Raw genomic sequence first — 17888 nt, forward strand, 5'->3', positions numbered from 1 at the left:
CCGGGGCCCGTGGCAAGAGACAATACTCGCGCTACCGACTATTACCCGAGAATAGGCTACGTAATACCGTGGCCGGGATCTGATACGTCGAGGCCTTCAACCCCACAAGCATCCAGGACAAGCCATGCCCCTTGCACGTTGGAAGCACAACGCCTCCCGCATCCTGAAGTCGTCCGGCTTCATCGCTGTTGCCGCGTCGATACTCCCCCATGCCGCACTGGCCGCCGACAACGTTCACCATGACGCCTTCTACTGGCTTGGCGAGATCAACAAGGCGTCCGCCGTCATCAACGCCGACGAAGGCCTGCTGGACAAGTCGCTGGCGCCGAAAGTCGCCGGCGGGGTTGCAACCGTGCTGGCCAACGGCGACAAGCCCGGCGGCAAGCGCCCGTCCACCGTGATCACGTTCGAGCCGCTGATGATCCAGGCGGCCGGCCAGGAAGTCACGCTGTTGCACGCCGGACGCTCCAGCCAGGACATGCTTGCCACGGTGCGCGCGGCGATGCTCCGCGAGAAAATGCTGGCGCTGGCGGACCAGCTGAACAAGACTTCCGCCACCATCGTCGGACTGGCCAGGAAGCATGCCGGCACCATCGTGCCCAACTACACCAATGGCGTGGCGGCGCAGCCGAACAGCTACGGGCATTACCTGCTGGGTATGACGGCGGGGCTGGACCGCGATGCCGAGCGCATCCGCGAGGCCTATCGCCGCATCGACCGCTCGCCGATGGGCACCACGGTGCTGAACGGCACCGGCTGGCCGCTGAATCGAACCAGGATGGCGAGCTACCTCGGATTTTCCGCGCTGGTCGACAATGCCTATGACGCATCGCAGATCAGCGCCGTGGACCTGCCGGTCGAGGCGGCATCGATAGTGACCAGCATCGCGCTGCACGCCGGCAGCTTCGTCGAGGACGTCATGACGCAGTATGCCCAGCCGCGCCCCTGGATTCTCCTGCGCGAAGGTGGCGGCAATACCTATGTGTCGAGCGCGATGCCGCAGAAGCAGAATCCCGGGCTGCTGAATTCCACGCGGGAGCGCGCCTCGACCGCGCTGACACTGGCGATGGGGCCGGTCATGCGCGCGCACAACCTGCCGCCGGGCATGTCGGATGCCAAGGACGCCGTGGTCAACGGCGAAATGGTCGACAGCGCGATCCGCGTATTGCAGGGCTGGGACAGGATCATGCAGGCCCTCGTCATCGACCCGAAGCGCGCGCTGGAGGAACTCGACAGCGACTGGACCGCATCGCAGGAACTGGCCGACGAACTCATGCGCAAGTACAAGCTGCCATTTCGTATCGGCCACCATTTCGCCTCGGAACTCGTCGAGTACGCAAAGGCGCATGACATCCGGCCGAGCGCGTTCCCCTACGCCGAGGCACGGCGCATCTACGCCGAGTCCGTGCGCGACTACAGCAGCAATACCGACTTCCCGATGAGCGAGACGGAATTTCGCGCGGCGCTGGATCCGGTCGCGATCGTCAACCACCGCGTCACGCGCGGCGGACCGCAACCTGCGGAGATGGCACGCATGCTGAAGGAGGCAGACCAGCGGCTTGCACAGCAGGATGCCTGGATCCAGGCCAAGCGCGGCGCCATCGACGCATCGCTGGCCCGGCTGGACCTGGACTTCAGCAAGCTGTTGAAGTAGGCCCGGCCCCATTACCCGAGATACCGCTCGCCATGCTGGCGCGAGCGGGCCACCTTGGCCGGCACGCCATACGCGGCCGCCCGGCCTTAGAATTGCTATCGGTCTCCGAAGGTTGACGCCCTGACGGGATGTGCTTCCGACTGCAGGAAGCCGTCCGCGTCGAACCGGTATCGCTGCTGCGCCCACCCCGAGGCAAACAGCAGGAGATTCCTGTCGTAATAGCCAAGCGACGGCCACTGGCTCTCGATATCGCTTTCCATTTTCAGCCGCACCCGGTCGGCGAGTGGCGCCTGTCCCGCGGCAACCAGGAACGGATAGACGGCGGCAGAGAATCCGGCGGGGCCCTCGCCGAACACCTCGCCCGTCTGCACGTTCACGTAGTGCGGCACCCGGCCGCTCGCGGCAAACGTCTTCGCCATGCCGCCCAGCGCGTTCAGCAGTTGCGCGGCGGACGGATCCGCCGGATTCAGCATGCCTGCCCAAAGGTACGTCCTGATGGCGTCATAGCCGCCGGTCGGACCTTTGGATGGCTCGATCGAAAAGCCGGCGCCCTCACTGAAACGGCACCAGTCCGGCGCGTAGCCGGCAGGAGCGCTTTGGGCCAGCAGCTTGACCTGATTCGCTGCGACCGACTGCCAGGGCCCCTCCGGCTGGTGCGAGGCAAGACGGCGCAACAGCTGCACCGGAGCGTAGCTCGGATTCATCAGGTAGGTCCGCTCGGCCAGGCGAAATCCGCTTTTGCCGGGGATCAGGATAAAGCTGCCGTCAGCCAGGCGCGCCATGTCGCTGGACCGGATGGCGGCAAGCATTTCCGTGCCCAGTTGCCGGCATGCCGGGCGCTCCCAAACGCGTGCCGCCTCCAGCAAGGTGTAAGCCATCCAGAGTTCGGCATCGGTCGCGGTATTGCTGTCGAGGGTGCCCCAGCTGCCGTCCTTGCGCTGCCCCCACAGCCATGCCGGCGGTTGTGCGCGGTCAGTCCAGAGGTGGCTCAGCGTCCAGTCCAGCAGCAGGTCGAAGCGAGCCTTGTCATTGGCGACCAGGGCAAAGAACAAGGCATAGGCCTGGCCCTCGGATGTCGTGCGGGCCTCGCGGGCGTGCTCGATGACGCGCCCGTCCGAACTGATGGCATCGCTGGCATAGCGATCCCACAGCGTCCACGAGGGCTGGGAGATGGCCCGCGCGAATCGTATGCGGCACCCGATGCCCGCGGAAAATGCCAGGGTGCTCGCGATCCAGTGCCGCCGGCTGCGGTTCATGCACGGCCCTCCCCGGTGAGGTTGCCAGAATGTGGTGATACGATTCTGGCGGGGCGCGCGGCCGCTGGCAACACAACTTGCCTGGCAAGCCGGCGCAAGCACCACACCAGCCCCCCTGGAACGGTCCTATTGTTGCCGTGGTTGCTGTGGTTCCCGCGCCAGCGTGGCGGGCGCGGCGTTGTAGAGATGGATCGCGCCGGTCGGGGTCTCCAGCATTCCCGCCGGACTCAGGCTGATGTGCTGCTCGGACTGCCGCCCGGCGATGCGCTGGCGCAGCACTGTATCGGCGCGCACGTCGAAGGCCATGCTGCTCGCGATCATCGACAGCGCATGCCCGGCCTCGCCCTTCGCGTAGGCCACGGCAATCGGCGAGGCGGCATTGCTGCCTTGCTGCGACAGCAGGCCGGGCTCCCAGATCTCGTCGTTGGCCGGCAGGCTGGCATCGCGCCGCAGCGCGCTCGCCAGCCGCGCCAGTGGCGGCGCCTGCCGTTCGCGCAGCCGGCCCATTTCGAACTGGAGGCCGCTGCCGAACAGGAACGTGTCAAGCATCCGTCGCGCCTCGGGGGACGCCCACTGCAGGTGCAGCTCGATCAGGCAATCCTCCTGACCCGAGACGCCTTGCCGGGACGTGAAGGTGGCCGCCGCATCACAGCGGACCACGGCATTGGGGAGGTGCACCTCCACATCGACCTTGGCCTCGCGCGGCAGTGCCGGCACGACTTCGCCACGGTAGAGCGCGCTGCTTGCCGACAGGTCCACGGTCAGGCCGAAGAACGACTGGTTCTGCATGGTCAGCGTCAGCGGAATGCGCAGCGGAAAGCGGTAATCCCCGCCGGCCCGCCGGCCGACCCGCAGACTGAAGCGCGCCAGCAGGATCGCTGTCCAGACCGTCACGCTCGCCCAGAAAATCGAGATGATCCCCGCGCCCAGCGGAATCTCGTCCTGCACCATGCGGGCAATGCCAGCCGGAATGCAGGCGGCGTTCAGCACGCCGACGCCGAGCGACGGGGCCAGCCACAGCCAGGTCCTGCCGCGCTTGTTGAAGTCCTTGCAGGTCACGGCGAACGACACCCGCCTGCGGAACAGGCCCGTGATCGTCAGCATGAACGCGAAAAAGCGCGCCATGCCGTATTGCTCGTTGAGCAGGAAGGAGACATAGCCCCTGCCCAGCTCCAGGAAGACCAGCAGGGAAGCCAGGTAGTAGACCGAGAAGATCGCGAAGAAGGTCCACGTCGAGCCGATGATCGGCAGCATGCCGAAGCCCAGCACCGCCGGCGGCGTCAGGAAGAAGACCAGCTTCTGCCAGCCCTCGAAATAGATCAGCATGGACGCCAGGTAATTCAGCCGCTGCCCAAGGCTCAGGCCGCGGCTGAAGACCACGCCCTCGCGCCGCAGCACCTGCATGGCGCCCGTGCCCCAGCGTATGCGCTGGCTCAGGTAGGTATCGATGTTGTGGGGCGCCAGGCCATAGGCGAGCGATTCGGCGTGGTAGACCGAGCGGAACCCCTTCTTGTGGAGCCGGATCGACGTATGGATATCCTCGGTCACCGTGTCGACCGCAAAGCCGCCGACGGCTTCGAGCGCGGACCTGCGCAGCAGCACGCAGCTGCCGCAGAGGAAGCTGGCGTTCCAGGTGTCCTTGCCGCGCTGGATCACCTTGTAGAACACCGACTGCTCGCTCCAGACCGCCTCGCCGGCAACACGATGGCTGAAGGCGTCGACGTTGTAGAAGTCCTGCGGCGTCTGCACGAACGCCACCTCCGGATCGGAGAAGTATCCGAGCGTCTTGGACAGGAAGTCCTTGCGCGGGGCGTGGTCGGTATCGAAGATAGCGACAAATTCGCCGCCGCTGTACAGCAATGCGTGATTGAGGTTGCCGGCCTTGCCGTTTGCATTCATGCCGCGCGAGAGATACTTGCAGTCGAGTTGCGCCGCCAGCTTGCGCATTTCGTCCCGATTGCCGTCATCGAGCAGCCACGTCACATGGGGGTACTGGATGTTCTTGGCGGCCAGCAGCGTCCTGCGCACGAGCTCGGCGGACTCGTCGTAGGTCGGCACGAAGACATCGACGCTGACGCCGCTCAGCGCCGGCGGCGCCTCCCGGTCGCTCATCCGGAAGGTCATCATCACGTAGCACAGGCCGTTCACGAAGCCGAACAGCTCGGCGGCGTACAGGGCCAGCGACAACCCCATCGCTTCCGGGTTGAAGGTCCCGCTACGCCAGATGAAGTAGATGATGCCGCTGAGTATATAGGCGACCACCAGGATCCGGACCGATAGTGCTGGCCTTTCCAGTGCAAAGCGGGGACCGAGTCCCAGAGCATTTGTCGACGCCTGCCCATCCGTCTGTGCGGCCATCACCTTTCCTCTCCAGCCTTGCGCGGCACGGGACCCTGGTCTCGCGTCGACGCGGGTTGTTCGAGCATTGAGTCTTGTTATGGCGTGGACGGGGATCGGTCTGCGTGACGGCACGTGTCAGGCAAGCCAGTGCACAGATACCGGCATTGCCGGGAAATATGGCGACATCGATCAGCCCATCTTCCCGATGGCGTGGCCCGATGGCCTGCGCTCACCCTCGACGACACGGTGGACAGGGGCCGGACTCATCAGCAATGAGGATAGGGAAGGACGGAACCGCGCGGGGACCCGCGATGTGGCCTACCGAACATTGCGCGGACCCGGCACGGCGCTGCCTTGGCGCTTTGGCAAGCTGCTCAAGCAGGGACCTGCACTGCGCGGCCGTGCGGTATATTCCGCTCTTCGACAATACGCGTTAGCAACCGGCATGGCCAAGAAATCGATTCGGGTATCGCATATCGGGATACCCGGTGACCTGAGTGTCCTGAAACTGAAAAGCTACCTGAGATCCGCACTCGCTGAGGCGGCGCAAGGAACTGGTGACAACGAGATCCTGCTGGTCAAGGTGCTGGTGCCGCAGCCACTGGGCCTGCGTGCCGGAGAAAAGCTGTTCGACAAGGTCTTGCAAGGGATCGTCGACAAGGACCCGCGCGTGAAACGGGTGTCGGTCGAATTTATCGAAGGCGAAGTGACGCCCGGGAAGATCGCGGAAAGCCAGGCGCGAACGCAAAAGGAAATCGATGCATATGGGCACTTGCTCGAGGCATCGATCGATGACGAGCAGCCTGGCCAGACCACTTAGTGCTGCCTGCTATGCCGGTGGGGCGAGGTCGGCGTTCAGAATGAATACGTTCTGAACGAACGCCCCGCTAATCCAGGCGAATATTATTCAGGCATGCCCGAGTGCTAGACGCAGGCCATCCGCCCTGTTGATGTGCCCGCTTCCTCCCCGGACCGACGCAGGCTCTTTCGGCCCTGGCACCGGAAGCCTCCCTCAATACAAGACGCGCCGATAAAGCGGGCCATTTTCGCTTGACCCCGGCGATCGCCAGCGCCGCCGCCGACATGCAGGCCCCGCTGAGGCTGAGGTGTACTCGCCCGCCTTATCCGACTTGCTCCCGGATCTGCTGATTCGCCGGCGGCGCAATGATGAGGAGCCGCCATGCTCTGTTCGATGACGAACGTTTTGTGTCCATCAAAGCATGGCTTGCCGGGCACGGGGCATTACATTTAGCGAAAGCCGAATAAGGCCAAACAATCGCTTGAATCTGGGTTACGGCAATTGTGCGGACTTTTGCTTGTCGACCCAGCCCGGACCGGCGTTTCCCCGGCGTCGGTCCGCCTTTTTTGTTCAAAGTTGATGTCAGAAACGGAAGCACCAGCATCTGCGCCGTTGATGTCCTCGCGCCTGCCGACTTGTGAGCCGCGCAGCAGCCGAAGGCGATGATGCGATAGCGGTGGCGGTCGCCGGCTACGCCGGCGAAACAGCGGCATCTGCCAAGACCGACACCCTGCAATTCGCCGAAGAACGAACCCTCTTTTATCCACCCCCAATCACTCCACCGTCACCGATTTCGCCAGGTTACGCGGCTTGTCGACATCGGTGCCGCGGATGCAGGCGGTGTGGTAGGCGAGCAGCTGCATCGGCACCGCGTGCAGGATCGGTGACAGCTCGCCACCGTGCTCGGGCAGCCGGATGACGTGGATACCGTCGCCCGAGCCGATCCCCGAGTCGCTGTCCGCAAACACATAGAGGCGGCCGCCGCGCGCGCGCACTTCCTGCATGTTCGACTTGAGCTTTTCAAGCAGCGCGTCGTTCGGCGCTACGGTGACCACCGGCATCGCCTCGGTGACCAGCGCCAGCGGGCCATGCTTCAGTTCTCCCGCCGGATAGGCCTCGGCATGGATATACGAAATTTCCTTGAGCTTGAGCGCGCCTTCCAGGGCGATCGGATAGTGCAGGCCCCGGCCCAGGAACAGCGCGTTCTCTCGCCTTGCAAAGTCCTCGGCCCAGGCGATGATCTGAGGCTCCAGCGCCAGCACGCCGCCCAGCGCGGCCGGCAGGCGGCGCAGGTTGGCCAGTGCGGACGCTTCCGCTGCTTCGTCGAGCAGCCCGCGCGCCTTCGCCAGTGCCAGCGTCAGGATGTACAGTGCGGCGAGCTGCGTCGTGAACGCCTTGGTCGAAGCCACGCCTATCTCGACGCCGGCCCGCGTCAGGAAGCGCATCGCGGTCTCGCGCACCATCGCGCTGGTCGCCACGTTGCAGACCGCAAGCGTGTGCGCGTGCCCCAGCTCCCGGGCGTGGCGCAATGCGGCCAGCGTATCGGCGGTCTCGCCGGATTGGGAGATCACCACTACCAGGGCGTTCGGATTGGGCACGGTCTGGCGATAGCGATACTCGCTGGCCACTTCCACCTGGGTCGGGATCCGGGCGATCGATTCCAGCCAGTACTTGGCGGTGCAGCCCGAGTAGTAGCTCGTGCCGCAGGCCAGCACCAGCACGCTGTCGATCCGCGCGAACGCCTGCGCCGCACAGTCACCGAACAGCTCCGGGTGGATGGCCTCGACGCCATGGATCGTATCGCCGAGCGCGCGTGGCTGCTCGAAGATCTCTTTCTGCATGAAATGGCGGTATGCCCCAAGCTCCACCGCCGTGGCGCTCGCCCTCACCTCGCGCACTTCGCGCTCGACGGCGTGGTCGGCCGCATCATGAACCTTCACGCCGTCGAGCGTGAGTTCCATGACATCGCCCTCTTCCAGGTAGATCACGCGGTTGGCGGTACCGGCAACTGCCATGGCATCTGACGCGAGGAAGGCCTCGTTCTCGCCGAGCGCCACCACCAGTGGCGAGCCCGACCGCGCGCCGACCAGGCGGTCAGGCTGGTCCTTCGAGACCACCGCAATGGCGTAGGCGCCGTGCAGGCGCCGGGTGATCGCGCGCACCGATGCAAACAGGTCGCCGCGCGTGGGGTTGTCCGGACACGTGTAGGCCTGGTGGACCAGGTGCGCCACCACTTCCGTGTCGGTCTGCGATTCAAATCCGTAGCCCGCTGCGCGCAACTCTTCGCGCAAGGACTCGTAGTTCTCGATGATGCCGTTGTGCACCAGCGCAATGGTCCCGCACGATATGTGCGGGTGGGCGTTGACGGTGTCAGGCTTGCCGTGCGTGGCCCAGCGGGTATGCGCCACGCCGACTTGCCCGACCAGCCCCGAGGCCTGACTCTGCGCATCCAGCTCCGCCACGCGCAATACGGTGCGGGCGCGCTGGAGCGCGCCTTCGAGCACTACGGCCAGGCCGCAAGAATCGTAGCCGCGGTACTCCAGCCGGCGCAGGCCTTCCACCAGGACCGGGACGATATTGCGCGACGAGATCGCGCCGACGATGCCACACATGACGGGTGCTCCCTGCGACGCGAGACACGCACTTCGATGCCGCGGGTGCCCGCCGCCATGCACCCTGCCCCGCTTCCACTGCCTGTCCCTATCGTCCCCTTAGTCGCTGCCAGCTCATCCCCCACCCGTACAACGCGATACAGGAAAAGATGACAAGTGTCGGACCAAACAGGAACGACAACACGGGCAGCCACAACATCGAGAACTTCTGCACGATGTAGACATGCAGCATCAGCTGCAATGGGACCGCGACAGCCACAAAGACCAGCGTGATAACGGTCAGGGCAATCTTCTTCGCCCATGAATAATCGAAGATGTAGTAGACCAGCGCATGCGCCCAGGGCAGGACTACCAGGAAGCCGACCGCGGCCTTCATCCCGTTGTCGATAAAGCTGCCCACGGTGTAGGGAAACTTCTCTGGCATGAAGGCAAAGAAGGCGAGCGCCGTGAACTGGATCAGGATGCCGAACAGCAGGAAATAGCGCAGCGGCAGCATCCGGTCAGGCATGCGCAAGGCAAGCAGGCCGCCAAGGACCGTCAGCGCCGCCGACATGCGCCACGTCACCGCGTCAGGCAGCCCGGCCACCACGTCGAGGTGTGGCAGCGACAAGTCGAGCCCTGCCACGCTGGTCAGGCGCTCCGTGACGGCACCCTGGATCTCGAGCTTATCGAGCCAGAAGGCGAAGACGCCGGCCCAGATGGCACTGAGATCGTTGTGCAGGCTCCATTCGATCGCGTTGAACAGCAATGGAACCAGCACGATACCCGCTATAGTCGGCGCCGAAAGACTCAGGCGATCCAGCGATCGGTGCCGTGCGACACTGATCACCGTACGGCCCAGGGACTCCCCCTTGTCGGGCGCGGCGGAAAGTGGCGTGGATGCATGCATCATGGCTAGAACTCCACGAAGATCCCCGCCTCCGCTTGCTTGCGCTTGTAAGACGGGTTTTCATAGTAGATCGCGCGCAAATTGAACCCCCACGTCTTGGTGATCCATTTGCGCCACGTTAACGTGAACTCCTGGCTGTTGAAATCATTCAGCAAGGTTTGCTGGCCAGTCAATTGATACGCTTCATTGCCACCTTCGTACTTGAAGGTGAGGAACTGATCCTTGTCGCGGCCATAAGTCAGCGCAATGACACCGCGATTGGACCGGACATTGCCAGGGTCACTGCGGTTGAACCGCCCGAGGACCTGGACGATGAAGGGCTGGTCGAAGTAGTAGGTCAGGCCCACCAGCAAGGTCTTGTCGTCATAGATTTCCTTGGCCTTGTAGTAAGTAAAGCCCAGGCCCGCCACCAGGTTCTTCTTGGGCAGAAGCTTGCGAAACAGCATCCCGTCAAACCGGTAATCCGGCAGGAAGAAGCCACCCGCACTGGTGCCGCCGCTGAGGAAGGCGTACCAGTCCTCATTGAACGTCCGCGTGTAGCCCAGGCCAAAGAACGTACCCTGATCGCCGAAGTGACTCTGATGGCTGATCTCGCCGGTCACGTAATCGTTGGGCGTCAGGTTTACACCGCCCCGGAGGTACTGGTCGTTCCAGTTCGGGTTATCGCCGGTCAGATTGGCGTGCCCGAGGCCCCCCTCGATAAAACCGGTCAGCAGCGGCGCGAAGGTGCGCGGCCCGGTGCCTTCCACCTGGGCAAAGGCATTGGTCGAAGTCACTGCCATCAGCATGCCCAGCAGGGGAAGCCAGTTTCGGCTTCCGTGGGCGGCATGGATTCCCCGCAGCTTTCCGTGGCGCATATTGTCATCACCCTCCAGTGGTCATGGCCCCAATGCCTACGGCGCAACTCTGGGGAGCCCTGCTTGATCGTTACGAATCCGCCCGTCTTAAGGGAGGGCTACCGACATCGCAAGCCGGCCGGTACCGGCGCGATGGCCTGCTCCGGGGTCAATCGCGCTACGAAAGCCTGGAATAGCGCCTCCTCCAGGACGTTCCAGTGCGTCCCGTGCCGGAACTGGGTCGCGCGTACGCGCCAGCAGGTGATGGCATCCTGGTCCCCCATCTTGTCGGCCACCTGGGCCACCAGGCCCCAGGGATAATCGGTCTCCGGCAACTGCAGCCAGGCAAAGCGGTGTTGCGCCATCCAGGCCGCGTAGCGCACCTTGGCCGGCTGGTCAGCGGGCGCTACCCCAGCAAGGATAGGAAATATCTGGGCAACTGTGTCTGGATAGAATTCGACCTTGTCGCGCTCCTGGGTGCTGACCTGATAGCCAAAGCCCGGCCGCCAGAACACCTTCAGGATGTTCTGCTCGAGCTGGTCGGCCCTCACCGTCCACTTCTGCGCAGCTTCGGTGTCCTCGGCGTCTTCCCAGTATTTGCCCACGGCCCTGAATGCGCTGTAGATCTCGACGTTGTCCATCATGAGGGAAACAGGCAGGTCCGCGGCGATATGGAAAACGCCGAGTTGCGGATCTCGCAAACTGTCGAGATGGCGGCTCGCCTTGTCAAAGCTCCGTTTCCACGCCGGAGGCATGCCCTCGGGCGGTGAAAACCGGACCAGCAGCTCCATCCAGGTGGCAAGCAGGGCATCGTCCGCGTCCGCCCGGCGGCACGACGCAAAGCGGCCGCGGGTCAGGCAGTAGCGCTCGAACTGTCCGCTCTTCAGCTGTCGCGGCATCAGCCAGTTGATCCACCGGCGCGCGGCGGCGTTGGCGTCCAGGCCGATGTCCGACGCGACCAGCAGCGCTTTCATGGCAAAGTACGGATCGACCGAGTCGCCACCGTAGTAGGTCGTGATCGCGCCGTCGGGCCGCTGGTATCCGGTCAGGCGCAGTTCCGCAGCGGAGCCATCCAGGCAGAGCATGGAAGCGCAGAGGAGAAGGAGCCCGCAGAATCTATTCATGCTCGTCGCTCGGCGAAGCCGTGGTGGCCGGCATTACCCTTCCTCCGACAATCGCGCTCACCGCGCCATGCACCGTCGTCCCACTCCAGACATAGACCTCGGGGGCGGCCAGCGAGGTGGGCCTGGACAAGAGACCTATCAGGCAGTTCTCGGCAATGCTGGCCGACTCTTCCGCGGCAACGGGGCCCATGATGGCACAGCAAGGCGCGACATAAAGCGCGGTACCGCACACCAGCGTGCCGTCGATGCGGACACGCGTCCCAACCCGGATGGAACCGGTTGCCTTGACACTCCCCGCAATCCGCGTCCCGCTTCCGATCTTCAGGTTGCCGTGGACGATCAGGTCTCCGTCGTAGCGGATGCCGGGCGGAAGATAATAGTCATGCTCCATGATGCGGCGGCCGAGATGCGGGGATGGTCCCGCGCCCGTTCGCTCCCGGGGCTCCAGCACAGGCCGGCGCTGGCCATTGACGGTGGCATCCTTGCGATGATCCGGATTGCCGAAACGGATCGTGCTTCCCGCCAGCGAGGTGAACTTGCACCCCTCTTCCACGACAACGCCCTGCAAGGCCGCCAACGGACCAATCAAGCTGCAGTTCGCCGCGACGTGCGCCGAGCGCGCATGCGCCCAATGGTCCAGCACGCTGCCCTCGCGAAGGACCAGGCCGCCTTCGGCCACGACCACGCGCAGGCGGTTCCATTCCCCGCTGTGGACATTGCGCTTCGCATAGAGGTCGCGCGTAAAGGTGAAGTTGTCCGGCAACTCCAGGTCGCCCTGGGCCAGCAGCACGCGATCGCAGCGCTTGCGCGCCATCTCCGAGGATGTCGGTACCCAGTCGACGCCGACTTCCAGCACGTCGTCGCGCAACGCCCCTGCCCTGGCCATATCGCCCGGATTGGCATCCAGCATGGCGCGGAACTCGGTCGCTACGGCGCGCACGTCCAGCGTCAGCTCACCATCGATCGCCAGCGGCGAGATGTCGCGGCGCCGCCGCCATTCCACGTAGGCCGGCGCCAGGGGCAGACCGAAAGCCAGGAAGGTCAGGACGACCAGCAGGATTGGCCACATTTTTTCAGCTCCGTTTCAGCCGCCCTGGCGGTAGCGTTTCGTCTTGTCCCAATACAGCTTGCGTTGAAACAGGACATCGACGATCACCTGGTCGAACATGGCTCTCGCGATCGTGAAGGCACTCACGATGAATCCGAAATAGTTGAATGGCAGCAAGCGGATGCGTTCGCGGCCGCCGTCGAGGTGAACGGCCGCTGCAATCTCGAAGAATGCCGCGAAGTTGCCCAGCGTGCCGTAAGACATCAGCGCGAGCAGGATGAGCGTGCTATGCAGCGCGAACCCGCTCGTGTAGAACAGGAAGATCGTCAGCGCCCAGCCCAGCAGCATGACCGGTGCCATGGTGTAGATGGCGAGCAGCGCCACGCCATCCAGGCGTTCCAGCAGTCCGTGCCCCGGACATGCAGCCACCCGGCGGACGTGACGGTAGAACGACTGGTTATGGCCCTTGGTCCAGCGCATGATCTGCCGGATGCGGACCGGCCACGCCTCGGGGACTTCTTCGTAGCACTCGGCCCAGTTCTGGTAGATCGTCTTCCAGTTTCCCAGCAGCAGCCGGTACGTCAGGTCGGTGTCTTCGGCCAGCACGTCATCGTGCCAGCCACCCACGCTGCGCAGCGCGCGCACGCGGACACCGCCGACCGTACCGCCGTACTGGGGCACGAGCCAGAGGTTCATGCGCGCCTGCTGGTCCACCTGGTAACCACCGGAGCGCTCCATGTCGAGCAACCTCGTCAGCAGGTTGCTGCCGAGATTCAGTGGCACGACCCGGCCCATGGTAGCGCCGACCTCGGGATCGAAGAACGGGGCCACCAGTTGCTTGAGCAAGCCGACCGGGGGCAGGTAGTCGGCATCGAAGACGACGATGATGTCGGTCTTGACGGTCTCGCTCGCATCCTTGAGCGCGGCAGCCTTGCCGGGTTTCCCGGCGATCCGGTGAAACGGGTGGATGCGGCCGGGATGCCGCGCCGCGAATTCTTCGATGATCTCGCGCGTGCGGTCGTTCGAGCGGTCATTGACGGGCATGATCGTCAGCCGGTCCGCCGGATAGTCCGTCCGCAGCAGGCACTGCAAGGAGCCGGCGATCACCGCTTCCTCGTTGTGCGCGGCGATCATGACGGTCAACGACGGCCATTCCGCGACATCGATATCGAGATAGGGATGCCGCTGCCTGCCGAACAGCCGGTTCAGCGTGAAGATGTAGTGCCTGACTGCGTAAAGCACGATGAGGGTCATGATCAGGGTCAGCAGCCCCGTCATGGTCGAGACAGCGATGTGACCCGCTTTCGTACCGGTCGCCGGCGCTTCAAAGACCGGGGCAGGCGGCCGCTCGAGGGTATCGTCGGGCTCGTCCTTGTAGCTGCCCGCAGGCTGTCGCACAGCGACCATCGCTGCTGTGTCCTTCACCTGGCCTGCCTCGGCCCTGTCGCTTTGCGAGAGGTCGGCTGGTGCCACCCTTCTCGCGACGACCGCGTGCGCAACGCGCGGCTCGGCGGCGCTCGGCGAAGCATGGGCCATCGCGGAGAACACCGCGCCCAGCAGCAGGATAGTGCCAAGTGATCGAAGCATGAGTGATCCACTGTGTGCGGGGTCATCGCCGGACGGCGTTACATTGCCGTCCGGCAAACGGATGGTGCGACGTGGCCAGCTGTCATTGCTTGCCGCTGGTGAACGCCACGGCATTGCCGGCACCTGCCGTAACCAGCCAGTTGGTCGAGTCCCACGTCACGGTCGCGGCACCCTGGGTCACGACCGGCTGCGTGTAGGCAATCTTCGGCAGCACCCAGGTGATGTCGGTCAACCCGGCCGGGTTGCTTGCCTGGAAGTTCCAGCTATTGCCCATATCGGTCGATTGCCAGGTGGTTTGCTGGCGCCGCTGCCCGAAGACGGCGAGTTCGTTGATGGTGTACCACTTGAACACGCCCTGCCCCTTGAGGGTGCTGGCATAGGAGAAGATGCCATTGAGCACGCTCCGGTAGTCCACCGCGCCGAGTGGATGCATGTAGATCAGCCGGCTGGTGCGGTTCTTCACCACGAAGTCTGTCAACTGGCTGTACCAGGCGCTGATGCTGGAGGCCGGAACGTTGAAGTCCTCGAACTCCTCGAACGTCGCGTTCGATCCGAACGGCACGACCGGGAACGCGCGAATGGTCTGGTTCAGCAAGGCGCCATTGCGGTAGCTGCGCGTGGGCGCCATACCGGTATGGCCGACGAAGTAGTAGCCGGTGTCACCGTTCTGTTCCAGCCAGTTGAGCGACCACTGCGGCGTGTTGCCTTGTGGCGCCGCATACTCGACGGTATTCATCCCTGTCACGGCAGAAACGCTCTGCTTGTTTAGCACCAGGTACTGCTGGAACGTCGACTGGTTGGTCTCGCTGGCGTTGTCTCCGTAATAGTCGTGGATCCAGCCGCCATGGTCGCCAATATGGTGCCCCTTGCTCATCAGGTAAGCGACCAGTTGTTTCGCCGAGGTGTTGTTGGAAAGGTTCACCCCCTTGCCGTCGCCGAAGTTGATCTGGTCCGGTCCGGCGGTGATCACGATGGAGAACGGGCCATTGTTGAAGATGCCCCAGTTCTTGAGCTGGTAGGCTGGCGCGATCTGGTCGCCCGCGCAGAAGTGCCAGTTCAGCACCAGACCGGCCAGGCCTTTTGGCTGTGCCGAGAGCCGTGGCATGTCCATCATGGTTTCGCCGAAGTAGCGCACGAACCCGTGCATCAGCATGCCGTCGGTCTGTCCCTTCAGGTACGTGAGCGGCAGATTGACGAAAAGCACCTGGCCGGAACCGAACGAACGCAGCCCGGCAACCAGTCCGAAGTTTGGCGAAGTCAGGAAAGCCTTGCCCGTGTAAGCCCCCTGCGTGACGTAGCTTGGATAGGTCAGGAAGCCATAGACATAGCCCGAGACACCTTCCACCGGGTCACTGGACGATGTGGTCGTCCAGGCCATGGACTTGCCGGGGGGAACCTGGATGGCGCGCAAGGTGCTGCTCAGCCCGGTAATCGGGCCGAGACCGATCATGTTGCCGCCGTACTGGTCGTAGAGAACGTAGTTCACGCCAGCCAGGTTGCTGAAGCGGCTGCGTTGCGACGCATAGAAGCCGGTCGTGGTCAGCGCGCCGAAATCGTAGACGAGCATCACATTGCCGCCTTGATTCGCATACGTCTCGATCGCCGTCACCATGGCATCGCTGGCATTGGGATGCACCTGGTCCGGCAGGATCATGCCCGGGTACTGGGCGGGCGTGACGCCCTGAAGCACCTGCGTGTCGGTGATCAGCTTGATCTGCAGTCCCTCCTCCAGTGCGGCGTCGAGCCACGCGGTGATGCGCGGATCGGTCGGCGAATAGTTATCGGGTACCACCATGGCAATCAGGTTGGTGGCGGCTCGGGCGGGTCCCGTGGCGGCCACCAGCAGCACCATGAACACCACGGTGCTGAGTCGCAGCAACATCAAACGCAGTTTATGGAACACGATTCGTCTCCAAAGCGCGAAGGGGAAACCGAGGCCGGACATGCCAGGGCGGAATCCAGCCACGGCGGACGTCCTCGAACATCTGTGCCAAGCCGGGCGCCACAGGCCCATTACCGTTTGGACTGCCCCGGGGCAATCGACAGCGCGTAATTGCCGGCGTTGACTTTCGGGCCCGCCACCGCCTTCTGCGGCTTCTTGATCAGGCTGGCGCGCTTTGCCCGGTTCGTGCCATGGTCGTCTGCTTCGACACCGACGAACTGCCGGTCGTGGTCGTAGCCATTCACCCCGCCCGGATCGGACGGGCTTGCGGGAAGATAGAGAATCGGCCCGGACATCACCGCGGCCGCCTCCGGCGACAATTGGGCGTGCGCCGGCCCCGCGGCCCACACGCCAGCAACAAGGATGGCCGCCAAGGTCGCTGCAGATTTCATGATGTTTTCCTCCAGGTTGCGGTGTTGCCGTCCAGCTGGATGACGCGCGGGTCCGTTACCGGCTCCGCGTGCATCGAGCGAGAGAAGGCGGCGGTACACATCGCCTTAACGGGTTGTTGCAGGGCACTGATAATTCGCTCGCTGGCACGCCCGTCTCCAAATGGATTGTGGGCACGCGACATGCGGGAATACACCTCGTGATCGCGCAGCAGCAATTCGACAGCCAGGACGATCCGGTCGGTATCCGTTCCCACCAGGCGCGCCGTACCGGCCACCACCGCTTCGGGGCGCTCCGTGGTCTCACGCGTCACGACAACCGGCTTGCCCAGCGCCGGCGCCTCTTCCTGGATCCCGCCCGAGTCCGTCACGATCAGGTAAGCGGCCGACATCAGGAACACGAACGGCTGATAGTCCTGCGGATCGATCAGGTGAATCCGCGGATGCTGGCTCAGGATGGCATTGACCGGCTCGCGTACCCGGGGATTCAGATGGACCGGATAGACGACCTGGATGTCCTTGTTCCGATCGGCGAGCATGCGCAGCGCGGTACAGAAGCGCTCGAACGGCGCGCCAAAGTTTTCGCGCCGATGCCCTGTCACCAGCACCAGCCGTAGCGATTCATCCAGGAACGGAAAGCTGTCGGCCAGGCGCGCGCGCGTTTGCGAATCGGCGTCGATCTGCTGCTTGACCTCGAGCAGGGCGTCAATGCCTGTATTGCCCGTCAACCGGACGCGGATCGGGTTGACCCCCTCGCGCAACAGCGTGTCATGCGCCTGCTGCGTCGGCGCGAAATGCCACGATGCGATGATGTCCGTCACGCGCCGGTTCATTTCCTCGGGCCAGGGCGCGGTCAGGTCGCCGGTTCGCAATCCGGCCTCGACATGGCCGACCGGGACGCTCCGATAGAACGCCGCCAGCGTCGCCGCCAATGTCGTGGTGGTATCTCCGTGAACCAGCATCGTGTCAGGCGTGAATTCCTCAAGAACCGTTTGGACGCCAGCCAGCACGCGTGTGGTGATGTCGGAAAGGCTTTGGCTTTTGCAGATCACGTTGAGGTCAAAGTCCGGCACGATCTTGAAGAGCTGAAGCACCTGGTCCAGCAGCTGCCGATGCTGGCCAGTCACGCATACCCGCAAGTCGAAGTCAGGCGAACGCTGCAGCCGGTGAATGAGCGGTGCCATCTTGATGGCTTCGGGACGCGTCCCAAACACTGCGAGAACCTTCTGCATGACAAGATTCCTCCTCCATCGACTACGCCGAGGTATGTTGATCTTCGGTTCGTGAGCATGGGATGCATTTAATGCCCTTCGATGCACCGCACTCGCGCCGCCTACATAACCGCGGATATCCAGAATGGAGGGCAGCATGCCGAGGCAGTTAGCGAAGCTTGTGCCATGCACAGAAATCTG

At 63.9% G+C, this 17888-nt stretch carries 13 protein-coding genes; 2 read left to right on the top strand and 11 right to left on the bottom strand.

Annotation, left to right across the window (positions count from 1 at the left end):
• Positions 1-124 precede the first annotated feature (124 nt).
• The gene (locus AC3FKG_RS13930) at positions 125-1654 is read left to right on the top strand and encodes an argininosuccinate lyase (protein WP_483711622.1); all 1530 of its coding nucleotides are present in this window, start codon (positions 125-127) and stop codon (positions 1652-1654) included.
• 95 nt (positions 1655-1749) lie between these two features.
• On the opposite strand, the gene bcsZ is transcribed toward AC3FKG_RS13930, so the two are convergent.
• Both bcsZ and AC3FKG_RS13940 read right to left on the bottom strand, forming a co-directional pair.
• Positions 1750-2910, bottom strand: a complete 1161-nt coding sequence (gene bcsZ, locus AC3FKG_RS13935) for a cellulose synthase complex periplasmic endoglucanase BcsZ (protein WP_483711623.1) — start codon at positions 2908-2910, stop codon at positions 1750-1752.
• Between the two features lie 126 nt (positions 2911-3036).
• Positions 3037-5268, bottom strand: coding sequence for a glycosyltransferase (locus tag AC3FKG_RS13940; RefSeq protein ID WP_483711624.1), 2232 nt, complete (start codon positions 5266-5268; stop codon positions 3037-3039).
• Between the two features lie 79 nt (positions 5269-5347).
• Here AC3FKG_RS13940 and AC3FKG_RS13945 point away from each other — a divergent pair, with 79 nt between their 5' ends.
• A complete protein-coding gene (locus AC3FKG_RS13945; protein ID WP_483711625.1) occupies positions 5348-6070 on the top strand; it encodes a hypothetical protein in 723 nt (240 codons plus the stop codon).
• Between the two features lie 752 nt (positions 6071-6822).
• On the opposite strand, the gene glmS is transcribed toward AC3FKG_RS13945, so the two are convergent.
• From glmS to wecB, 9 genes are all read right to left on the bottom strand, one after another.
• Positions 6823-8661, bottom strand: coding sequence for a glutamine--fructose-6-phosphate transaminase (isomerizing) (gene glmS, locus AC3FKG_RS13950; RefSeq protein ID WP_483711626.1), 1839 nt, complete (start codon positions 8659-8661; stop codon positions 6823-6825).
• Positions 8662-8749: 88 nt separating this feature from the next.
• Positions 8750-9553 carry a hypothetical protein gene (locus AC3FKG_RS13955; protein WP_483711627.1) on the bottom strand — a complete coding sequence of 268 codons (804 nt, stop codon included), beginning with the start codon at positions 9551-9553 and terminating at the stop codon, positions 8750-8752.
• A gap of 2 nt (positions 9554-9555) precedes the next feature.
• Positions 9556-10407, bottom strand: a complete 852-nt coding sequence (locus AC3FKG_RS13960; protein ID WP_483711628.1) for a YaiO family outer membrane beta-barrel protein — start codon at positions 10405-10407, stop codon at positions 9556-9558.
• Between the two features lie 98 nt (positions 10408-10505).
• On the bottom strand, positions 10506-11471 hold the full coding sequence (locus AC3FKG_RS13965; protein ID WP_483711629.1) for a hypothetical protein: 966 nt from the start codon (positions 11469-11471) through the stop codon (positions 10506-10508).
• 31 nt (positions 11472-11502) lie between these two features.
• A complete protein-coding gene (locus AC3FKG_RS13970) occupies positions 11503-12579 on the bottom strand; it encodes a bactofilin family protein (RefSeq protein WP_483711630.1) in 1077 nt (358 codons plus the stop codon).
• 15 nt (positions 12580-12594) lie between these two features.
• Positions 12595-14145, bottom strand: coding sequence for a glycosyltransferase family 2 protein (locus AC3FKG_RS13975; protein ID WP_483711631.1), 1551 nt, complete (start codon positions 14143-14145; stop codon positions 12595-12597).
• 82 nt (positions 14146-14227) lie between these two features.
• Positions 14228-15997 (bottom strand): polysaccharide deacetylase family protein, encoded by a 1770-nt coding sequence (locus AC3FKG_RS13980; protein ID WP_483714512.1) that lies wholly within the window; start codon positions 15995-15997, stop codon positions 14228-14230.
• Positions 15998-16158: 161 nt separating this feature from the next.
• Entirely contained in the window at positions 16159-16479 is a 321-nt protein-coding gene (locus AC3FKG_RS13985) for a hypothetical protein (RefSeq protein WP_483711632.1), read from the bottom strand.
• Positions 16476-17708 carry a non-hydrolyzing UDP-N-acetylglucosamine 2-epimerase gene (gene wecB / locus AC3FKG_RS13990; RefSeq protein ID WP_483714513.1) on the bottom strand — a complete coding sequence of 411 codons (1233 nt, stop codon included), beginning with the start codon at positions 17706-17708 and terminating at the stop codon, positions 16476-16478. The genes AC3FKG_RS13985 and wecB overlap by 4 nt, the downstream gene beginning before the upstream one ends.
• Positions 17709-17888: the final 180 nt, after the last annotated feature.

It is taken from the genome of Cupriavidus sp. 22TCCZM04-2 (genome assembly GCF_057798895.1).